The organism is Arthrobacter sp. RT-1 (genome assembly GCF_003367205.1).
Classification (GTDB): Bacteria; Actinomycetota; Actinomycetes; order Actinomycetales; family Micrococcaceae; genus Arthrobacter.
In genome coordinates this window covers 1-20738 of the sequence record NZ_QRGQ01000025.1, presented here as the reverse complement: position 1 = coordinate 20738, position 20738 = coordinate 1, and the positions used below count along the sequence as shown (strand labels likewise).

At 65.5% G+C, this 20738-nt stretch carries 20 protein-coding genes; 16 read left to right on the top strand and 4 right to left on the bottom strand.

The window, feature by feature from the left end:
- Positions 1–56 precede the first annotated feature (56 nt).
- The gene (locus DXK94_RS17145) at positions 57–2072 is read right to left on the bottom strand and encodes an acyl-CoA dehydrogenase family protein (RefSeq protein ID WP_115525865.1); all 2016 of its coding nucleotides are present in this window, start codon (positions 2070–2072) and stop codon (positions 57–59) included.
- Positions 2073–2133: 61 nt separating this feature from the next.
- Entirely contained in the window at positions 2134–2436 is a 303-nt protein-coding gene (locus tag DXK94_RS17140; RefSeq protein WP_079599104.1) for a hypothetical protein, read from the bottom strand.
- Between the two features lie 230 nt (positions 2437–2666).
- Here DXK94_RS17140 and DXK94_RS17135 point away from each other — a divergent pair, with 230 nt between their 5' ends.
- The 5 genes from DXK94_RS17135 (at position 2667) to DXK94_RS17115 (ending at position 10253) form a co-directional block, all read left to right on the top strand.
- Positions 2667–4124 (top strand): DUF3375 family protein, encoded by a 1458-nt coding sequence (locus DXK94_RS17135; RefSeq protein WP_115525864.1) that lies wholly within the window; start codon positions 2667–2669, stop codon positions 4122–4124.
- On the top strand, positions 4117–5010 hold the full coding sequence (locus tag DXK94_RS17130; protein WP_258868589.1) for a DUF4194 domain-containing protein: 894 nt from the start codon (positions 4117–4119) through the stop codon (positions 5008–5010). The genes DXK94_RS17135 and DXK94_RS17130 overlap by 8 nt, the downstream gene beginning before the upstream one ends.
- Complete coding sequence (locus DXK94_RS17125; RefSeq protein WP_115525863.1) at positions 5007–8468, top strand: ATP-binding protein; 3462 nt, start codon at positions 5007–5009, stop codon at positions 8466–8468. The genes DXK94_RS17130 and DXK94_RS17125 overlap by 4 nt, the downstream gene beginning before the upstream one ends.
- 253 nt (positions 8469–8721) lie before the next feature.
- Positions 8722–9420, top strand: coding sequence for a hypothetical protein (locus DXK94_RS17120; protein WP_115525862.1), 699 nt, complete (start codon positions 8722–8724; stop codon positions 9418–9420).
- A gap of 62 nt (positions 9421–9482) precedes the next feature.
- Positions 9483–10253: a hypothetical protein gene (locus DXK94_RS17115; protein ID WP_115525861.1), complete on the top strand. Its 771-nt coding sequence runs from the start codon at positions 9483–9485 to the stop codon at positions 10251–10253.
- 70 nt (positions 10254–10323) lie between these two features.
- On the opposite strand, the gene DXK94_RS17110 is transcribed toward DXK94_RS17115, so the two are convergent.
- Positions 10324–10818: an FBP domain-containing protein gene (locus DXK94_RS17110; protein WP_115525860.1), complete on the bottom strand. Its 495-nt coding sequence runs from the start codon at positions 10816–10818 to the stop codon at positions 10324–10326.
- Between the two features lie 351 nt (positions 10819–11169).
- On the opposite strand from DXK94_RS17110, the gene DXK94_RS17105 reads away from it, so the two are divergent.
- The 6 genes from DXK94_RS17105 to DXK94_RS17080 all read left to right on the top strand — a co-directional run bounded on the left by DXK94_RS17105 (position 11170) and on the right by DXK94_RS17080 (position 17491).
- Positions 11170–12261 carry an iron-siderophore ABC transporter substrate-binding protein gene (locus DXK94_RS17105; RefSeq protein WP_115525859.1) on the top strand — a complete coding sequence of 364 codons (1092 nt, stop codon included), beginning with the start codon at positions 11170–11172 and terminating at the stop codon, positions 12259–12261.
- Positions 12262–12271: 10 nt separating this feature from the next.
- A complete protein-coding gene (locus tag DXK94_RS17100; RefSeq protein ID WP_115525858.1) occupies positions 12272–13351 on the top strand; it encodes an iron ABC transporter permease in 1080 nt (359 codons plus the stop codon).
- A 23-nt stretch (positions 13352–13374) separates the two neighbouring features.
- A complete protein-coding gene (locus tag DXK94_RS17095; protein WP_115525873.1) occupies positions 13375–14448 on the top strand; it encodes an iron chelate uptake ABC transporter family permease subunit in 1074 nt (357 codons plus the stop codon).
- 1 nt (position 14449) lies between these two features.
- Positions 14450–15265, top strand: a complete 816-nt coding sequence (locus tag DXK94_RS17090; protein ID WP_258868587.1) for an ABC transporter ATP-binding protein — start codon at positions 14450–14452, stop codon at positions 15263–15265.
- Positions 15262–16302: a siderophore-interacting protein gene (locus DXK94_RS17085; protein WP_079599113.1), complete on the top strand. Its 1041-nt coding sequence runs from the start codon at positions 15262–15264 to the stop codon at positions 16300–16302. Before DXK94_RS17090 ends, DXK94_RS17085 begins: the two co-directional genes overlap by 4 nt.
- 343 nt (positions 16303–16645) lie before the next feature.
- A complete protein-coding gene (locus tag DXK94_RS17080) occupies positions 16646–17491 on the top strand; it encodes an SGNH/GDSL hydrolase family protein (RefSeq protein ID WP_115525856.1) in 846 nt (281 codons plus the stop codon).
- Here the strand turns inward: DXK94_RS17080 and DXK94_RS17075 are convergent.
- Positions 17488–17775, bottom strand: coding sequence for a YciI family protein (locus DXK94_RS17075; RefSeq protein WP_079599115.1), 288 nt, complete (start codon positions 17773–17775; stop codon positions 17488–17490). The two genes, DXK94_RS17080 and DXK94_RS17075, sit on opposite strands and share 4 nt — an antisense overlap.
- A gap of 58 nt (positions 17776–17833) precedes the next feature.
- On the opposite strand from DXK94_RS17075, the gene DXK94_RS17070 reads away from it, so the two are divergent.
- The 5 genes from DXK94_RS17070 (at position 17834) to rpsN (ending at position 20124) form a co-directional block, all read left to right on the top strand.
- Complete coding sequence (locus tag DXK94_RS17070; RefSeq protein WP_079599116.1) at positions 17834–18313, top strand: MarR family winged helix-turn-helix transcriptional regulator; 480 nt, start codon at positions 17834–17836, stop codon at positions 18311–18313.
- Positions 18314–18358: 45 nt separating this feature from the next.
- Positions 18359–19147, top strand: a complete 789-nt coding sequence (locus DXK94_RS17065; RefSeq protein WP_115525855.1) for an SGNH/GDSL hydrolase family protein — start codon at positions 18359–18361, stop codon at positions 19145–19147.
- Between the two features lie 265 nt (positions 19148–19412).
- Positions 19413–19649, top strand: coding sequence for a 50S ribosomal protein L28 (rpmB, locus tag DXK94_RS17060; RefSeq protein ID WP_015938871.1), 237 nt, complete (start codon positions 19413–19415; stop codon positions 19647–19649).
- Entirely contained in the window at positions 19649–19816 is a 168-nt protein-coding gene (gene rpmG, locus DXK94_RS17055; protein ID WP_013602737.1) for a 50S ribosomal protein L33, read from the top strand. Before rpmB ends, rpmG begins: the two co-directional genes overlap by 1 nt.
- A gap of 2 nt (positions 19817–19818) precedes the next feature.
- Positions 19819–20124 carry a 30S ribosomal protein S14 gene (rpsN, locus tag DXK94_RS17050; RefSeq protein WP_009358853.1) on the top strand — a complete coding sequence of 102 codons (306 nt, stop codon included), beginning with the start codon at positions 19819–19821 and terminating at the stop codon, positions 20122–20124.
- Positions 20125–20738 lie beyond the last annotated feature (614 nt).

Below are 20738 nucleotides of genomic sequence, written 5' to 3'. Positions count from 1 at the left end.
TCAACCACCCAGTTACAAGGATAGCAAGCGTGCTTACTATTTTGTGACCTGCGGTTTTACCGGTAATTGCGGTGCAGATTGTCCTTTTTTGAGGGGCCGGGGGAAGCGTCGGCGATCCACGGGCCGGTCCCTTCGGACTGGTCCAGGATGCCTTCCTCCAGCCAGGTGTAATCGCCGGCGAGGACTTTGCGCGTCAGCCCGCGGTCGCCGTCGTCCGTGTTCCGCCAGAGTTGGTCGAAGTACTCGTCCACGCGCACCCGCGCCTGCTCGCAGAATGCCTCGGCCAGCTCGTAGGCGCTCGCCGCCCGCTCCGGCGCGGTGTGAAGGAGCATCTCGGCGCGGGAACAGCACGCGGCCATGGCAAACAACTCGGCACCGATGTCCACCACCCGGCCCAGGAATGCCTGCTTGTACGCCAGGTTGGCCTGCCAGCGCCCCATGCCATAGAAAGTCTGGCGGGCCAGCCTGCGCGAGGACCTTTCGACGAACCGCAGCTGCTTGGCCAGCCGCCCGAATTCGCTGTAGGAGCGGGGGTCCATTCCGGCCCCGGCCACCAGTTTGGGCAGCCACTTGGCGTAAAAACCCGAGGCCCCGACGGCTGCCTTCGCCTTGTCCTGCAAGCTTGCCGTGACCGACGCGAGGTCGCCGGCGGCGGCGAGGTGGGCGTCCACGGCTTCGCGGGCAATGAGGAGCTTCATGATCTCCGACGAACCTTCGAAAATCCGGTTGATGCGAAGATCCCGCAGCTGCTGTTCAGCCGGAACGGCGCGCTCGCCCCGGGCTTCCAGGGACTCGGCCGTCTCGAAACCGCGGCCGCCGCGGATCTGCACCAGCTCGTCGGCGATCCGGCAGCTGGTCTCCGTGGACCACAGCTTGGCCAGTGCCGCCTCGATCCGTACGTCCTTCTGGCCGGCGTCGGCAAGTTCGGCGGAGAGTTCGAAGACTGCGTCCAGGGCAAAGGCGGAGGCGGCGATGAAGGCGATCTTCTTGCTGACTGCCTCGTGCTTGCCGACGGACTGCCCCCACTGGACCCGCGCATTGGACCACTCGCGGGCGATCTTCAGGCTCCAGCGGCCGGAGGCCACGCACAGCGCCGGGATGGAAAGCCGGCCGGTGTTCAGCGTGGTGAGGGCGATTTTCAGGCCCTGTCCCTCGCGCCCCAGCCTGTTCGCCGCCGGAACACGGACCTGGTGGAAGCGGGTGACGCCGTTTTCGATGCCGCGCAGGCCCATGAAGGTATTGCGGTTCTCCACGGTGATGCCGGGGGAATCCATTTCCACCACAAAGGCGCTGATGCCGCCTTTGTGCTCGGTTCCGTCAGCGTCGGTGTGCGCGGGAACCACTGCCATCACCACCACCAGCTCGGCGATGACGCCGTTGGTGGTCCAGAGTTTTACGCCGTCAAGGATGTAGGCCTGGCCGTCCTCGGTGGGAACTGCCGTGCTGCCCATGCGGGCGGGATCGCTGCCCACGTCCGGTTCCGTCAGCAGGTAGGCGGTGACGGCCCCGGCTGCGCACCGTGGCAGGTACTCGCGCTTTTGTTCGGGGGTCCCGAACACCTTCACGGGTTCCGGCACGCCGATGGACTGGTGCGCAGAGAGCAGGGCGCCAAGGCTCGGATGGACGCTGCCCAGCAGCGCCAGGGCGCGGCCGTAGTACACCAGTGAGAGCCCCAGGCCGCCGTATTCCCGCGGGATCTTCATGCCGAAGACGCCCAGTTCGGCGAGGCCCCGAAGGTATTCGTCCGGGATCTTGGCGTCCCGCTCAATGACCCTTCCTGACAGGGTCCGGGCGTATTCGGCCAGGCGGGCCATGAACGCTTCGCCGCGTTCCACGTCTTCATCCCTGGCAGCAGGCCAGGGATGAATGAGGCTGAGGTCGAAGCTGCCCAGGTAAAGGCCCTTGGCAAAACTGGGCCTGTCCCAGCCGGTCTCGCGCGAGGCCTCGGCAAGCGCCCGGGCATCCTCGGCGGTGGCGTCGGACCCGAGGCTGCTTGACGCGACGGGAACCTCTGCGGGCGGCGCGTCGGTGCCGGGAGCTTGGGTGGAGGGGGAGTCAGTTGCGGAGGTCATGGGTCATCTCCTTGGCCGGATCGGCCGGTGTAGCCATGGATCCGCCGGGTTGGAGAACCCTTTAGCTGTCTCTCAATATTACCCGCGGGTAAGTTCCGGTGCTAGGGGAGGCCTGGGCCTGGAAGTCCCCGCCAGCTTCGGCGGCGGAGGCGCTGTGCACCAGCCGGTCCCATCCTGCGTTGATGCCGTGGACGACGCCCAGGAGCGTATTGACCACCACCATCCAGGTCAGCTTTCCCGCGCCGAGCAGCACCAGGGCAATCAGCCCTGCCACCACCACGAATGCTGCCAGGATGAAGGCGAACACCAGCGTTCCGATAAAGACCAGAGTGCTGGTTTCCACTGCGCTTAGATCGAACTGCATGAGTCCCCCTGCTGCCACGTTGCTTTTGGTGAAGATCAGTAGCAGAAGCGTAGGGGTACGCTCGCGTGGCCAGCCAGAGCCGCGGCAGCCTGGGGCAGCTGTTGATATGGGATCGAAACACTACGGCTAAGTAGGTCACGGAGTGGTCGCGGCGCCTGCGTTAACCTTGTAGTTGGCAGTTTTCCGTTCCTGCCGCCGCCCCCGCCCCGCAAACAGCCCAAGGAGAGTGTGTGCCCCGCTCCGCCAGGTCATCCGCTGACGCCATCAGCGCCCGGCTTCGGGACCTCGAACTCCTCACCAAGGGACCTGCCTGGGCGCTGACGCGTTCGGCCCCCTGGGTGATCGCGGTGCTGCAGGCTTCCTTTACCCGCACCCGTCCGCAACTGCCGCTCGAGGAGTTCCACGCCGACGTCGACTCCTTCCTTGAGGAACTGCGGCGGCAGGATCCGGGGCTGGGCGGCGGAGCCAACGGGAAGTCCTTCGGTGACGAATGGACGCGCCGGCAGTTTTTGACCCGCCGGAACCAGTCCGGCCAGATTGTCTACGAAGTCACCGAACCCGCCGCCCGCGTGCTCGCCTTCCTGGACAGCCTTTCCAGCGAACGCTCCACATTGAACGGGTCGCGGCTGGGCACACTGCTGGGGGACGTGGAAAAGCTCGCCAACGAGACCAACCCGGACCAAAGCGCACGCCTTGAGTCCCTCGAAGAGGAGATCGAAGAGCGCCAGCAGCTGATCCAGGACATCGCCAGCGGCGAGTTCGACGGCTTGCTGGACGACGACGAAGCGGTGGAAGCCGCAGGAAACATCCTCGACCTAGCCGCCAGCCTCCCCGCTGACTACAAGAAGATGCGTGACCGGATCGAGGAACTGGTGGGAGAACTCCGCAACCAGATCATCGAGGAATCGCTCAGCAAGGGTGCCACCATGGCCCAGGTGCTGGAGGCGGACAAGCGGCTCCGGCAAAGCCCAGAAGGCAGGACCTTCCGCTCCTTCACGGCCTTCCTGGAGGACCCGCAGCAGCAACTGAGGTTCCGGTCCGCCATCGGGGAGGTCCTCAGCCGGCAGTTCGCGGACGACTTGAGCCCCGAGGACCGTGAAACCCTGAAGAACCTGGTGGCTGAACTGCGCCAGCAGCACAGCCAGATCCAGCGCATCTACGGCAAACTCAGCGAAAGCCTCAACACCTACGTCCAAAGCGACGACTTCCGCCAGTCCATCCGGCTCCGCCAGGTCCTGCGCGAAGCCGAGCAGGCCATCCGCTCCCTCCCGTACGAGCGCGACCGGCCGGGCCTGGTGCCCGGCCCGGTCCTTTACAACGCCGGCTTCGAGTCCCTGTCCATGGTGAAGCTCTTCGACCCCGACGAGTTCGCAGCCCCGCCAAAACTCGCGGACCCCATCGCCTTCACCGACTCCGACCGGGTGCGCTCGCCGAGGACCGGCAAGGCCAAACCCGAGGTCATCCGCTCCGCCATGGCCGGAGCCGCCACGCTTGCGGACGCGTGGCAGCAGCTTCCGCCCGAGGAGCAGCACATCAACACCATCCGCGCCCTCCTCTCGCAGGCCCTGCACGCCGGGGCGGACTTCAACCGCGGCGCCTGGGACGGCCTGGACTTCGAACAGATAGACGGCACCACACGCAGGGCCTACCTGCCCATGGTCACGCTCGCAAAGGATTCTGATGACTGAAGAAATGACGACGGCGGATGAGACCGCGGCAGCCGAGCCGGCGGTGGAGCCTGACATTCCGGTGGTTGAGCCTGTCGAAACCCAGGACGCCTGGACTCCCGCAACCACCGGAGGAGTCACGCCCCGCGACACCTTCATCGACGGCGCTGCCCTCTTCCCGGGGGACACCGGGGTGCTGTCCATGAAGGTCCGGCAGGCGCTGGTGAAGCTGCTCAAAGGTCCGTACATTGACGGCGGCCGCGACGAGAAGCTGTGGACTGTGCTGCTGGACAACCAGGTGATCCTGCGCAGCCGCCTGTCCGAGCTCTTCCTTGCCATGCAGCTGGACCACGAACGGAAGATCGCCGTCCTGCGCCCCGTGGACCCCGACGCCATCGGCGGCAGCACCCGCTCCAGCATCCTCAGGCAGCAGCGCGCACTGAGCCGCGTGGAGACCATCGTGCTCCTCCGGCTGCGCCTGCTCCTGGACCGGCACGTCACCGCCCAGACCGACCCCACCATCACCCGCGAGGAAATCGCGGACCTGGTCACCCATTACCAGCCCGCCGGCCAACAGGACGCCCTCCGCGACTCGGACGTGGTCACCCGGGCCATCACCAAGCTCCTGGCCCGCCAACTCCTCCTGCCCACGGGCCTGGATGACGTCTACACCATTTCCAACGCCCTGCCCCTGGCCCTGCCCTTCGAGAACATCGGCGACATCCCGGCCCACATTGAGGCCCTGGTTGCAGCCTCCACCGACCAGTCAGGAACAGAACCCCTCCTGGACCTCGACAGCGACCCGCAGGAAGTGGACGACGACGCTGCTGCGGACGGTGAGCTACCACAAGGCGCAGCACCGTCGTCGTACCCAGCCATGACCACCGAAGAGGAGGGTGCCAAGTGAGTATCGCGAGCATGCTCCCGATCGGAGAAGTTACGAACCCCGGCCAGATGCGGCTTGCGTTGGTGCAGGTGGTCAACTGGGGAACGTTCCACGGGGCGCACACAATGCACGTGGACCGGAACGGAACGCTGCTGACGGGTAATTCGGGCGTTGGTAAGTCCACGTTGTTCGACGCGATGCTGCGGGTTTTCGATGCACGCCCGCGGTCCAACGAGGCTGCTGCACAGCGGTCGGGCGGGGCTGTGGAGGACAAGCGGACCACGTTCACGTACATGCGCGGCAAGGTGGGCGATAAGGCCGTGGGCGAGGGGTCGGCGAGTGCCTTCCAGCGGCCGGGTGCCACCTGGTCCGCCGTCGCCCTGACGTTCGACAACGCCGCCGGCACCAAGGTGACGGTTTCGGCCCTGTTCGACCTGCCGAAAAACGGTACGGAGTCGAGCGTTGGCCGGTTCTACCTGATCGACACCGTGCCCCTGGACCTGGAAGCGGTCGAGGGCATCGCGGACAAGAGGTTCACGAAGGCTGCCCTGGAAACGGTGTTCCCGCACGCCCAGGTTTTCGACGTCCACAAGGCCTTCGCCGAGCGGTTCCGCCGCCTGCTGGGAATCAACTCGGACCAGGCGCTTCCGCTCCTGCGGGTGATACAGGCGGGCAAGGGCCTGGGCGGCAGCGTCAACACCTTCTTCCGGGACCAGGTCCTGGACGCCCCGGCCACCCTCGCCGCCGCGGATGACGTGGTGGAGGAATTCAGCAACCTGATGTCCATTCGGCAGCGGCTGGAGGATGTCCGGCAGCAGCGGGACCAGCTTGCTCCCGTCCCGGGCCTGAACCGGGAGTACGCGCAGTCGCTCCTGGACGCCAACCGGCTCCGCGAGCTGGCGGGCGGCGAATTTGAGGCCTACAGGCAGCGCCTGGCGGTCACGGTCCACCAGAAAACGCTGGCCCGGTTCAAGGAGTTGGCCCAGGCGAAGGCCAAAGAGCTCGGCGCCGAGCGTTCCATCCGCGACGGGCTGGCCAAGGAACTGCGCGAGCTGGAGACCGACTACAACAGCCAGGGCGGCAACGCGATTTCAGCCATCGAGCAGTCGCTGGAGAACGCGCGGGTGGGGCTGAAGCTCCGCCGGCAGGTGGAGGAGGCGGCGCAGCAGGCCCTGGCCGACGCCGGGTTGCAGCTTGAGTGGACGGCGGAGGGCTGGGAGCAGGCGCACGAGCAGGCGGCGGCCCGTTCCGCCGAACTGAAGGACGATTCGCAGGCGCTGCAGGAGCTGCGGTTCGAGGCCTTTGACGCCCACGCGACGAAGAAGCGCGAGCTGGCAGCGGCTGAGCAGGAGCTCGTGTCCCTGAGGACGCGCAAGTCCCTGCTGCCGCCGTCGAGCATTGAAAACCGTGCCGCAATTGCTGCCGCCACCGGCATCCCGGAGGACCGGATGCCGTTCGCGGGTGAGCTGATGGACTTGGCCGAGGGCGAGGAGCGCTGGCGGCCCGCCGCCGAACGCGCCCTCCGCAGCCTTGCCACCACCCTCCTGGTTCCCGGCGAGCATTTTGGAGCCGTAACCCGGTACCTGAACGGCCACAACGTCCGCGGTGCGCTGCGGGCGGTGGACGTGTCCAAGCCCCTGGCCGGCGGCGCGCTTGCCGTGGAGGACGTGCGCGACGGCGACCTGCTGACCAAGCTGGACATCCTCGCCACAGGCACGGCTGCTGAGCCGGGTGCATGGATCCGCGAGCGGATCGCCCTCGACTTCGCCTTCCCGTGCGTGGAGGATCCGGACGAACTGGCCGCGCTGGACAAGGGCCTGAGCCTGGGCGGCGTGGTCAAGCGCAACCGCCACACGGTGGAGAAGGATGACCGCTTCACCAGCCGCCAGGACTACGTTCTGGGGTTCGACAACGCCGCCAAGCTGGAACTCGTGGCCGGCCAGGTGGAGGACCTACGGCAGGAAGTTGCCAAGGCAGCCGAGTTGGCCCAAAGCCGCGAGGATTCGCATCAGGGCATGAGCCGGCAGCTTGACGCCCTGCGGCGGATCGCCGAGGACCACCGGCCTTGGGAGCAGGTGTCCGCGGCGGTTGCAGCGGACGAACTGGCCAGGATCGAGCAGCGGCTAAAGGACGCATTGGCTGCGCAGGCGGACCTGGAGCCCCTGCGTGCCACCATCGAGGAGGTGCGGCAGAAGCACCAGTCCAGCACCGAGGCGGCCGCGGTCCTGCAAAGCGAGTACAAGGCGCTGGACAGGCAGCTCACCACCGCCGATTCGCTGCTGGAAGGGGCCCGGGAACGCCTGGCCCAGGCGCCGCCGTCGGACGCCACGGTCACGGCTCTGGACCCCTACTTCGCCGAGTTCGGCGACGTGGCGGAAATGCACGAGCTGGACAACGTGGCCAACCGGGTGCGGACTGCCCTCCTGGGCGACCTGCACGCGGCGGAGTCCCGCGGGCAGGCCACAGCGGAACGGCTTACCCGCATTTTCGAGGGTTTCGTGCGGGAATGGGGCAGCGCCATTTCCGCAGACCATGGAACCACCATCGGTGCTGCCAGCGACTTCGAGAGCCGCTACCATGCGATCGTCAGCGACGGCCTGCCCGCCCAGGAGTCCGAGTTCCGGCAGTTCTTCAACCAGCGCACCCACGAGTCCTTCAGCACCCTGCTGCACCTGCTCGATGAGGAACGGCGCTCCATCACCAGCCGCATCCTCCCGCTGAACGGCATCCTCTCCCAGGTGAACTTCCACGAGGGCAGTTTTCTGGAGCTGGACATCAAGCAGACCCTGCCGCCTACTGCCAAGCAGTTCAAGGACGCGATCCAGAACGCTCTCAAGGCCAGGCACTCCAGGCCAGCCAGGACCGAGGCCGGCAGGGACAACGCGGCCCCGGAGCGGGACGACGACGCCGAGCTCACCGCACGCTACAAGTCGCTGGAAACCTTGGTTAAGCGGTTGGGCTCGCAGGCCCCGGAGGACCGTCGCTGGCGGGCCGAGGTGCTGGACGTCCGCGGGCACCTGTTCATCCAGTGCAAGGAGCACCGCGAGGTGACGGGGCCGCGTGGCGGCAAGAAGACCGAGGTCTTTATGCATGCCGATACCGGGTCAATGTCCGGCGGTGAGCGGCAGCGCTTCACGGCGTTCATCATGGCGGCGGCACTGAGCTACCAGCTGGGCATTGCCGAACAGGGCTTCACCACGTACGGCACCGTGATGATGGATGAGGCGTTTGTGCTGGCCTCTGAAGAGTTCGCGGGCGCCGGTATCAAGGCGTTGCACGAATTCGGCTTCCAGCTGCTGCTCGCCGCTCCGGAGAACGTGATCGACCTGTCCCGGCACCTCGGCTCCGTGACCGAGATCCTCCGGGACAGGCGCACCAACCGGTCCGGCGTCCTCACCGCTCCCGTGATCCGACCGCGCCCGGGCGAAGAGGGAGCGTGGCGGTCGGAGGCTAATCCGGTGGACATCGTGCTGCGCTGACAGGCCATCTGAAAGCAACGCGGGGTCACTCCCTGCCCGCTCAAACGCCAAGATCGGGCCGGATGTGGCTTCGCGTTGCTGTATATAACAAATTGATGGATTTATTGTGAATGCTCTGGTGTGCGGTGATTTTGCTGTGCCACTCTTGGTCCATCACATCACCCCGCCTGAATGATCCCCCTGGGCGCTGCGGAACGCTGGGTCCCGCACCAACCCCAAAGAGACCAAAGGCGCTCTCTTGAAAGGCACTCTGATGCGCCCAGCCCACCGCGCAAACTTCTTCCTCGCAGCCACCGCTGCTGCCGCTCTTTCCCTCGCAGGCTGCGCGACAGGCACCCCTGCCGGGAGCGGGGCTCCCTCCACGGCCCCTGCCACCCAGCCGGCTACGCAGACGGCTACGCAGAGTCCGGCTCCAACCATCGTTCCCGCTGCTACCTCGTCACCCGTTCCCAAAGGGCCGGTGACCTTCACCTTCGCAGACGGCCGCCTGTCCTTCGCCCACCCGGAGGGCTGGAGCGTGGAGCATGAACAGGTTTCGGCCTCCCCCGCAGTGGAGACGGCGACCGTCCTGGATGCCGGCGGCAAGGAGCAGATCAACATCTACTACAGCCAGGTTGGCGATGCTGCGGCCGGCAATGTCTCCAGGAACATCATTGAGACTGATCCGGTACCTGGACTGATCGGAGCTTCTGTTCCCACGCCCAGTTCTTCGTTCTTCATTGATCGAGCTGATGGCGTTACTCATTACCGGATGGGCCTGACACCGGGATCGCCAGTCTCGCCGGACGGGCAGGTGCAATACGGTCTTGTAAGGATCGGCGACCGTATTTTGACTGCGGACGTGCTGTTTACTGAACCGCGGTTTGAAGGTGATGACGCAGCGCAAACCTGGTACTGGAGTGATGAGGGCCGGGCCCTGAAGTCGGTGCTGATGAGCTTCTCCTACCGCTGACCCCCGTTGATGTGGTGTGCCACCCCGTGGCGCACCACATCACTATCTCGAAAGGCACTCCCATGCGTTCGCCACGGCGTGTGATTTTTTCCCTCTCGGTTACGGCATCGGCCGCACTCTTCTTGAATGGCTGCATGGTCAACGCGTCAGTCGACAACCGGGACGCGGCAACGGCCCCGGCCACCCAGCCGCCCTCCGCCAGCGCTCCGCCAGCCATCCCTCCGGAAAAGCCGACGACGACCGGCGCGCCGCCGCCAACCACTGCACCGGCGGAGCCGCTCCCGTCGGCCGCCCCGCCGTCGTCGTCCGATCCGGCACCCGCTCCCGCCGAGCCCGTCACCTTTACCTTTCCCGACGGCCGGCTGTCGTTTACCCATCCGGCCGGCTGGCGGGTGGAGCACAGCCAGGGTGGGGCGTCACCCTCTGTTGAAAACGCGACTGTGTATGACGCCAGTGGGAACGAGCAGATCGGGATCTTCTACAGCGAAGTGGGGGGTGGTGTTGCCGGTCCCCACACCAGGACAGCGTTCTTCTCAGAGCCGGTACCGGGATTGCAGGGGCATTCAGGTCCTGAGACCGCCCACGCCTCCTTCTATGTCGACCGTATCGACGGCGCCCCCCATTACCGGCTGTCGCTAACGCACAGGGCAGCCGTCTCGCCGGATGGCACGGAAGGCGCTGACGTTGTCATCGTCGGTGGCAACCGAGTGCTGGCTGCAAACGTCGTATTCACGGGAGGGCCATTTGCCAGTGACGAGGCGGCCAAGGCCTGGTTCACCGGGTCTGAAGGCCAGGCGCTGACGGCGATTCTGATGAGCTTTTCCTACCGCTGACCCGCCGTTAAGGAAGCCCGCCCCCGCATCCGTGGGGGCGGGCTTCCTTGTATCCGGCCGGCCGGGTACGTTACTTGGCCTGGACGCGGCGCAGGAACTGGGCGGTCCGGTCCTTGAGGCCTTCGATTTGGCGGAGGACGACGGCGGCCGGGTCCGGGTTGATTTCGTTGGCCGGCGGTTCCTTGCGGACGTTGCCGCAGCACAGGAAGTCGGCGCAGATGAGGGTGCCCACTGTGTTTCCGTCGCGGCCCGACTGGCCGGCGCGCCTGGCCACCCACAGCAGCACGTCCTCCTTGGAGAAGACGTCCCGGCAGAGTTCGCAGAGCACGGAGCGGTTTTTCCGGGCGCCGCCCTCGGGGGCGCGCAGCATGATGCCGGTTAAGCCTTCAGGGCCGGGGACTACAAGGTAGCCGCGCAGGGGCATCTTCTCGTCGCGCCAGCCCAGGAAGTCGAGGTTATCCCAATCAAGGGAGTCGAAATCCTTGGGCAGGCTGAGCTTGGCGGCTTCTGAACGGCTGGCATTGATGAACGAAGATCGGATTTGTTGGGGCGTGACTGATTGCATGCCTGAACTTTCGTAAGAGATGGGACCCGAAAAAGGGTGAGGAAACGAGGAGTCAGTCATTCCCCGCGGAGCAGGCCGCAACGGGCGCCCCGCTTTCCATGGCAACGGCGGCGCTGAAGGCCGGGCGCGTGCACATCTCTCTGGTTCCCATCTTTTCTGCCAGCTGGTTGGTCCGTGTATGGAACCAGCACTGTCATCCTGCCAAAAGGGGCATCACCTGTCCAAGGCAGCGACACGCACCCGGCCCTGTGTCCTTCGTCACCTTGGGGAATAAGTTACGAAAACCTTGCGTAATGCAGCGGAGGCTAGGCTAGCCTTACTTAGGTTCGCTTCATTCACCTAAGGAGTTCCGTGACTTCCCCCCTCTTCACCGGCCTCAGTGCCACCCGCCGCACGCTGTTCTCATCAGCCGGCAAGGCGACGGCCGTTCTGGCCGCAGCGGCGCTCTCCCTCTCGGCATGCGCCACCGGCCCAGCGTCCTCCACCACGGACGCCAGCGCTTCAAGCTCCAGCAGCGCGCAGTTCCCGGTCACCATCGAGCACGTCTTTGGCAAAACCACCATCGAAAAGCAGCCCACCCGGGTAGCCACCGTTTCCTGGGTCAATGACGACGTCGCCATTGCCCTGGGTGTAGTGCCTGTCGGTGTTCCCAAGAACGAGTGGGGCGGCAACGACCAGGGCTCCACCCCCTGGAAGGACGCAGCCCTTGAGGAGCTCGGCGCCGGCTTCGGTTCCGACAAGGCTCCGGCCCAGTACTCAGAGGCTGACGGCATCAACTTCACCGAGATCGCCAAGCTCACCCCGGACGTCATCCTGGCCGCCTACTCAGGACTGACCGAAGAGGACTACAAGAAGCTCAGCGAGATCGCCCCCGTGGTGGCCCACCCTGAACTTGCATACGGCACTTCCTGGCAGGACTCCACGTCCATCATCGGCAAGGCCCTCGGCAAGGATGCCGAAGCCACCAAACTCATCTCCGACACCGAGGCCACCATCAAGGAGGAAGCTGCGAAGTACCCGCAGATCGCCGGCAAGACCTTCATCTACGGCTACGCCCTTCCCTCAGACCCCACCCAGACGGGTATTTACACGGCCAATGACAACCGGCCCAAATTCCTTTCCGCCATCGGGATGAAGCTCGCCCCGGTCGCCGAGCAGGCCTCCGAAGGCTCCAAGGAATTCTTCGTGCCATGGTCTGCCGAGAAGGTCAACGAGCTGGAGTCGGACATCTTCCTCAGCTCCGTAGAGGACGCCAGCGAGGCGGACGCCATCAAGAATGATCCCCTGTTCGGCCAGATTCCGGCCGTCAAGAACGGGGCCTTCGTCGCAGACGCGAACAAGAGCCTGGTCCTGGCGATCTCCGCATCCTCCCCACTGAGCCTGCCCTGGGCACTGGACACCTTCCTGCCGCAGCTGGCCACCGCAGCGGACGCAGTGAAGTAAGCGCCGTTCCATGACGCACAGTACAACGACGGCGGCCTCCCGGGAGGGGGACGCGGGCACTCCGGTGCCGGCGAAAGGATTCCGCCACCCCGCTTCCGGGGGAAAGCGGGCTGCCTGGCTGCTGGCCGCCGTCGTTGTACTTGCGCTCCTGGCCGCGGCCTCGCTGGCCGTCGGCGCCCGCGGTCTTCCCCTCGGCACCGTCTGGGATGCGCTCACGCAGTTCGATCCCGCCAACGGCGACCATGCGGTGGTCCACGCCCGCATCCCGCGCACCGTCCTTGGCCTGCTGGCCGGCGGAGCCCTGGGCCTTGCCGGTGCTGCCATGCAGGGTGTGGCCCGCAATCCGCTCGCCGATCCCGGCATCATGGGCGTCAACGCGGGCGCCGCGCTGGCCGTCGTCACCGGCATTTACGTTTTTGGTGTGGCCACTCTCTCCGGCTACATCTGGTTCGCCTTCATCGGGGCGGCAATCGCCGCCGTCGTGGTCTACCTCATCGCCTCCCTCGGCAGGGAAGGCGCCACCCCCGTGAAGCTGGCCCTCGCCGGCGCCGCGCTGAGCGCAGGCCTGTACTCCCTGATGAACGTCATCCTGGTCTCCAGCCAGGACACCCTTGACCGTTTCCGCTTCTGGCAGGTGGGCGGCGTGGCCGGCCGGGACTGGTCCGTGGTCCTGCCCGGGGTTCCCTTCCTGGCCGTCGGCGCCGTCATCGTGCTCCTGACCGGCCGTATCCTCAACAGCCTGGCGCTCGGCGACGACATCGCCCGCGGCCTCGGCCAGCGGGTTGGCCTGGTCCGGGCCGTGACCGCCCTGGGAATCGTGCTGCTGTGCGGGACAGCCACCGCGCTGGCCGGTCCCATCGGGTTCGTGGGTCTTGTTATTCCGCACGCCGTGCGCTTCCTCACTGGCCCCGACTACCGGTGGATCCTGCCGTTCTCCCTGGTGGCGGCTCCCGTGCTGCTCCTGGGTGCGGACATCATCGGCCGCGTGGTGCTCCTCCCCGGTGAAGTTCCCGCCGGCATCATGACCGCCCTCGTCGGAGCGCCCGTGTTCGTCTGGCTGATCCGCCGCGGCAAGGGGGCCGGACTGTGAGCATCACCCAGACTCCCCGCGAAATGGCACTTGACGGCAGTCCGCGAGGGAAACACCCCCGTTATCTGCCATCTCGGGTACTGAACCGGACCGCGATGCTGGCCGCCGCCGTCGTCGTCCTGTTCGCCGTGTCCGTCCTGCTGGGCAGCTACACCGTGACCATCCCGGACTTCTTCAAGATCGTGATCGGCCACCTCACCGGCGGCGACAAGATCCCGGGCGCCAGCTTCATCGTGATGGAAAACAAGCTGCCGCGGGCGGTCATCGGCACCATGATCGGCGTCGCCTTCGGCTTGGCCGGCGCGCTGTTCCAGACCATGCTCCGCAACCCGCTGGCCAGCCCCGACGTCATCGGCATCAGCTACGGCGCCAGTGCCGCCGCCGTCCTCGCCATCGTCATCTTCGGTGCGTCCGGCGCCGTCGTCTCGGGGGCAGCCCTTGCCGGCGCCCTTGCCGTGGCCGCCCTCATCTACGCCATCTCGACAGGCGGCGCGATCCGGGGGACCAGCCGCGGGAACGCGGCCGGCAACCGCCTGGTCCTGGCCGGCGTCGGCATCGCCGCGGCCCTGCACGCGGTGGTCAACTTCCTGATGACCCGCGCAGACATCCGCACCGCCGCCGACGCCCTCGTCTGGCTCAACGGATCCCTGAACTCCGCCAACTGGGACCGCGCCGGCGTCCTGTTCCTCGCCCTCGTGGTCCTGGTCCCGGCCGTGGCCGTCATTGCTGGCCCGCTGCGGATCCTGGAGCTGGGCGACGACGCCGCTGCCGGCCTCGGCATTCGGGTCAACGCGGCCCGCCTTTCGCTGGTGATCATCGCCGTGACGCTTGCGGCAGTGGCGACGGCGGCGGCAGGCCCGGTCTCGTTCGTCGCCTTCCTGGCCGGGCCCATCGCCCGCCGCTTCACCGGCAAAGCCAGCCTCCCGGCGTCGGCCCTGGTAGGCGCCCTGATTGTCCTCGCGGCAGACTACTTCGCCGCCAACCTTGCCCCACTGCTGCTGGACGGCACGGTCCTGCCGGTGGGCGTCATCACCGGTGCGCTTGGTGCCCCGTTCCTGCTGTGGCTCCTGGTCACGGCCAACCGAAAGGATGCCTGACGTGGCTGTTCTCAACGCCAAGGACCTGACGCTGAAATACGACCAGCGCTGCGTGGTGGACGGCCTCAGCGCCGAGATCCCCGAAGGCAAGGTGACCATGATCGTGGGCGCCAACGCGTGCGGCAAATCCACCCTGCTCCGGGGCCTTTCCCGGCTCCTCAAGCCCGCGGCCGGCACCGTGACGCTGGACGGCAAGGACATCCACGCCCGCCCGGCGCGGGAACTGGCACGCACGCTGGGCCTCCTGCCGCAGCACCCCACCGCCCCCGACGGCATCACCGTCCGCGACCTGGTGGGCCGCGGACGCTACCCGCACCAGGGCTTCTTCCGCAGCTGGAGCGACAAGGACGACGCCGCCGTGCAGCGCGCGCTGGAAGCCACCGAGACGCTGGCCCTCGCCGGGCGCGACGTGGACGAACTCTCCGGCGGCCAGCGGCAGCGGGTCTGGATCGCGATGGCCCTCGCCCAGGAAACCGACGTCCTGCTCCTCGACGAACCCACCACCTACCTGGACCTCGCGCACCAGGTGGAAGTCCTGGACCTCGTCACGGACCTGAACCGTAAGCGCGGCACCACCGTGGCCATCGTCCTGCACGACCTTAACCTTGCCGCCCGGTACGCGGACAACGTCATCGCCATGAAAGGCGGCGCCGTAGTGGCCGTGGGCAACCCCCTCGACGTGGTCACCGAAGACCTGGTGCGCAACGTCTTCAACCTTGAATCCCGTGTCATTCCGGATCCTGTATCCGGAACCCCCCTGATCATTCCCATCGGCCGCCACCACGTCCCCGCCACTGAACTGGAGCTTGTTTCATGAAGACCCGAGAAGTTGCCTCCACCGAGCCGATGACCCTCGCGTTCGAGGTCACCGTATCCTCCGTCCAGGAACTCAGCCCCAACTTCCGCCGGATCACGTTCGGCGGCTACTCGCTCCGTGATTTCGGCGTCCACGGGGAAACCCTTGACCTGCGGGTCAAGCTCATGATCCCGTCGCTCGCCGCTGACGGCACCGCGCTGCCGCTTCCGGCCTTCGAGATGAGCCAGGCCGGCTGGTACCGCGAATGGCTGGAGATGGACCCGGCCGTGCGCGGGTCAATGCGAACCTACACTGTCCGTCAGGCCCGGCTGGACGCCGTCTACCCCGAAATCGACGTCGACTTTGTAATGCACTTCGATGACCACGGCAACGGCGGCCCCGCGGCCAACTGGGCCCTCAACGCCAAGCCCGGCGACGCCATCACCATCATCGGCCCCAACAACCGTGCCGCCCACTGCGTCACTGCCGAAATCTACTCCGGCATCGAGTGGCGGCCGGGCCTCGCCCAGCGTGTCCTCCTCGCGGGCGACGAAACAGCCATTCCGGCCATCTCCGCCATCCTGGAAAGCCTGCCGGAGTACATGACCGGGCACGCGTTCCTCGAAGTTCCGGAGGCCGGCGATTTCCTGGAGCTCAGCTCACCTGCCAACGTCGAGATCACCTGGCTGGCCCGCGGCGCCTCGATAGGCCGGTCCCGCCCGCACGGCCAGTTGCTCCAGGACGCTGTCCGCAAAGCTGTTCCCGTGCCCGGCTGGGTGGGGCTCAAAGAGGTCGACGGCGGCGCCGGCCCCGAGCCCGAAGACGTCAACGTGGACGAGGACATCCTCTGGGAGACCCCCACCCGGATGGAAACCGCAGAGATCCAGGCAACCAAAAACCCGGACATGCCCGCCGGTGCCATGCCCTTCTACGCCTGGATCGCCGGCGAAGCGGCAGTCATCAAGGACATGCGCCGCTACCTGGTCCGGGACGTCGGGATTGACCGGAAGCAGGTGGCCTTCATGGGGTACTGGCGGCAGGGCAAGGCCGAGGGGTAGGTCTGCTCCTGCTGGGTCACGGCTAAGTCCGCCGACGGCGCAGTTTTGCCGTCGCTTAGACACCTCCCGCCGCTTCCTTCGGCCGCGGGCGGCCTCACTCAGCTCTGGTCGGCGATGCGCTCCTACGCAAAACCGCCCCGCCGGCTGGCGAAGAACGTCACCTTCGCTGCTGCCGGCTAAACGCTCCATCACCTTTCGCATGCTTTTGGCTGACGCTCTATCAGATCCTGCTGCCTAAACCCGGACGCTCCATCAGATCCTGCCGGTTTTCGTCGGACGCTCTCGCACTTACTGTTCATCCCGGCGTCGTTCTTCCTTTTCCTTTGGTGGCTAGGTTGGGCTGGTGTCTGCTCAACCTTTGCTTCCTGAGTCCGGGCGGCGGGTCTTTGTTGCTCTTGGGGACTCTTTTACCGAGGGTGTGGGGGACCGGGATGAGAGGTTGCCCAACGGGGTCCGGGGGTGGGCCGACAGGGTGGCCGAGAAGCTGGCCAAGGCGCAGTCGGGGTGGAAGTACGCGAACCTGGCGATCCGCAGCAAGCGGCTCCGGCACATCATCGACGAGCAGCTGGAACCTGCGCTGCGGATGAAGCCCACGTTGGTCACGTTGTATGCCGGCGGCAACGACATCCTGGACCTGAAAACGGATATGACCGCCCTCATGGGCAGCTACGAGCAACTTGTGGCGCAACTGGCCGGAACGGGAGCCACCGTGGTCCTGTTCACCGGCTTCGACGTGAAGGTCTCCGCGCTGCTCGAGCCGCTCAAGAAACGCAACGCGTTCTACAACCAGCAAGTGCGGGCCATCGCCGCCAAGTACGGTGCCGTGCTGGTGGACTATTGGTGCCTGGACGCGTTCCATGACCGGCGGATGTGGGACTCGGACCGGCTGCACATGTCAAAGGCCGGGCACAAGTACTTGGCCGGGCAGGTGCTGGACCAATTGGGAGTCCCCCACAAAATCACACTCAAGGACTGGGAACCGCCAACGCGGCTCACCCTGCGGGAGTGGGAACAGCGGCAACGGCGCTGGATCCATGACTGGGTCCTGCCACTCTTCGGCCGGAAGCTGCGGGGTGTCACCCTGGGTGACGAACTTACGGCGCGCTGGCCGAAACCGGTCAAGGTGCCCCGGAAGGGCGGGCTGAAGAAACTGGTGGCAGAAAACCCTGCCCGCGTGGCTGAAGGCTAGCTGTCCAGGAGGATTTCGTAGCCCGGCGCCACCCGGGCGGCGTGGAACTCCACTACCTCGAAGTCCGCTACCCCATTCGTATAGAAAGGGTCCAGCTTCAGGGAGGCGTCCAACGTGGCCCGGTCCGCCTGGGAGAGCAGCAGGCCACCCGTGCGGGGGACCTTCCGGCCGGCAGCGATAAAAACGCCGTCGTCAAAAGCCTTCTGGAGCCAGCTGATGTGGGCGTCATTGTGGAAATCGACGATGTCCTGCGGAACCCGATAAGTCAGGGAGACAACATACATCCGCCCAGCCTACCGGCACGGTCATCGTCGGTTGAAGGATCAATCGTAGAATAGGGACATGACCGAACCGCGCTGGCTGAACGCCGACGAACGACGTGCCTGGCTGGCCCTGGTGAGCATCAACACCCTGCTGCCGGCTGCCCTCGACACCAAGCTTCATGCCGAAGGCAAGTTATCGCTCTTCGACTACACGGTCCTGGCCATGCTCTCCGAGGCGGACGAGCGGTTCCTGCCCATGAGCGAACTCGCCGCCCGCAGCAGCGCGTCCCTTTCCCGGCTTTCCCATGTGGTGACGAAGCTGCAGAAGCGGGGGTGGGTGGAGCGCCAGCCCCATCCCCACGATGCCCGTGTCACCATCGCCCACCTTACGGAGGAGGGCATGGCCACCATCGTTGGCTTGGCGCCCGGCCACGTCGAAGCGGTACGGGACCTCTTCCTCGACGCCCTGTCAGAGCAGGATGTCCTCGATCTGGCGCGGATCGGTGAAAAAGTGGTGGGACGCCTGGACTCCGACCATTGGATCCTGCGGGAAAGCTAGCCCAGCCGGTTGGTTGCTTCCAGCAACGGGTGGCAAACTAGCCGGATGGATTTCACTTCCCGGTTCGTGGCACTCGGCGATTCCTTCACTGAAGGCGTGGGCGACGACGACCCCACCCGCCCCAACGGTGTCCGTGGCTGGGCCGACCGTGTTGCCGAGCAGCTTGGCGAGGCCGACCCCGGCTTCGGCTACGCCAACCTCGCCATCCGCGGCAGAAAGCTACGGCAGATCCTCGCTGAGCAGGTGGACGCCGCCGTCGACCTTAAACCCACCTTGGTGAGCATCTACGCAGGTGCCAACGACATTCTCCGCCCGCGGATCGACATCGATGACCTCCTTGCGGAGTACGACGACGGCATCCGCAAGTTGGCTGCCACGGGCGCAACCGTGGTGATGTTCACCGGATTCGACGCCAGGGGCTCCAAAGTGTTCGGCACCATGCGCGGCCGCACCGCGATCTACAACGAACTGGTCCGCGGCATTGCCGGGGACCACGGCGCCCTGCTCGTGGATTACTGGCGCTTCAGCGAGTACTACGACTGGGGCATGTGGGCGCGGGACCGGATGCACATGTCCGCAGCAGGGCACGCGAACATGGCCAAGCGCGTCATGGAGGTGCTGAAGTATGACCACTCCATCGACATCCCGCCCATGACTCCGGTGCCGGAACTGCGTGGTGCCGAGGCCTTGCGCGCCAACGCCCAGTGGTTCCGGGAGTACGCCGGTCCCTGGGTTGTCCGCCGCGTTACCGGCAAGTCCTCCGGCGACAACCTGTCGGCCAAGTACCCGCAGCTCACACGCCTCGAGCCGGACCCGGTCAGCGGAAGCCGCTGACTCGGCTGTTTCCGGTGCCGTGCTTATACACCCATTCGTCCCGGATTGGTCTTTAATTGCGCGAACTCGTAGACTTGGTAGGCGCTAAGTGCGCGGAGCGTGCGCAATTGCTCCGGTTGCCCGGTAATTTCTCCAGGGTGGCCGGTAGTTAGGGGCTCAAGTTGCGTGACTAACCGTTCGCCCTTCTTTATTTTTGGGTCGCCCTTAGCAGCATGGTCCAGCAGCAGATATGCGGATCATTACTTTCAATTCTTGAGGAGAAGTCATGGCAGCACACTGCCAAGTGACCGGGGCCGAGCCGGGCTTTGGGCACAGCATTTCGCACTCGCACCGCCGCAACAAGCGTCGGTTCGATCCGAACATTCAGAAGAAGCGCTACTGGGTTCCGTCCCTGCGCCGTAACGTCACGCTGCAGGTCTCTGCACGTGGCATCAAGACCATCGACGTACGCGGCATCGACGCAGTCGTCGCCTCTATCCTGGCTCGTGGGGTGAAGCTCTAGTGGCTAAGGACAAGGACGTACGTCCGATCATCAAGCTCAAGTCGACCGCGGGCACGGGTTACACCTACGTAACCCGCAAGAACCGTCGTAACGACCCGGACCGTATGGTTCTGAAGAAGTACGACCCCAAGATCCGCCAGCACGTCGAATTCCGAGAGGAGCGCTAAACATGGCTAAGAAGTCCAAGATTGCTCGCAACGAGCAGCGCAAGGTCATCGTTGAGCGTTACGCCGCAAAGCGCCTCGAGCTGAAGAAGACCCTGGTTGACGAAAACGCAACCGATGAAGCACGCGAAGCAGCCCGCCTGGGCCTGCAGAAGCTGCCCCGCAACGCGTCCCCGATCCGTCTGCGTAACCGCGACATCATCGACGGCCGTCCCCGCGGTACCTTCCAGAAGTTCGGCATCTCCCGTGTCCGCTTCCGCGACATGGCCCACAAGGGCGAACTTCCGGGCATCACCAAGTCTTCCTGGTAATCCCGCGCAGCTGACTCCAGCTGTTTGAGAAGGGCCGGCAACCATCATGGTTGCCGGCCCTTCTTTGCTTTAACTCCGCATGGCTCCCGGTGATTGGACCTGTGTACCACCTGTGCTGCAGCACACACGAACCAATTACGACGGCGGGTGCTCGTCCAGGTGCCTCCGCGGCCCGTTCTGCCGCGGAACCACGCGGATTTTCGCCCTTTGAAAGGGGGGTTTGCGGTGGGGCCGGAGTGCGTGTATTGTTTTCTAAGTCGCCGCGAGGGAGACAGCGAAGAGCTGATCACCGCGGGCGGCCAAACCCCCAAAATCTAAACCAAAATCTGGTAGCTCTTTAGGGCGCTGGAAAGCGGTGGGGATGGTTTTCCTGCCGGCGTGGATCCTGGAACATGGATTTGCGTCGGGGTGGAAGATCGGGTAAGTTTGGGAAGTTGCTCCGGAGCGAGCCGCGACTGAGGTTTTGGTTGTGGTGGTGCCGGGTGTGTCTGTTGTTTGAGAACTCAATAGTGTGCCAAGTTTGTTGATACCGATTTGTTTTTATGAATTGGTTGAATTTGCCGGGCCTGCCGCCCCTGTGGTGGGTCTGGTTTTGACAGCTGGTTTCAAATTTT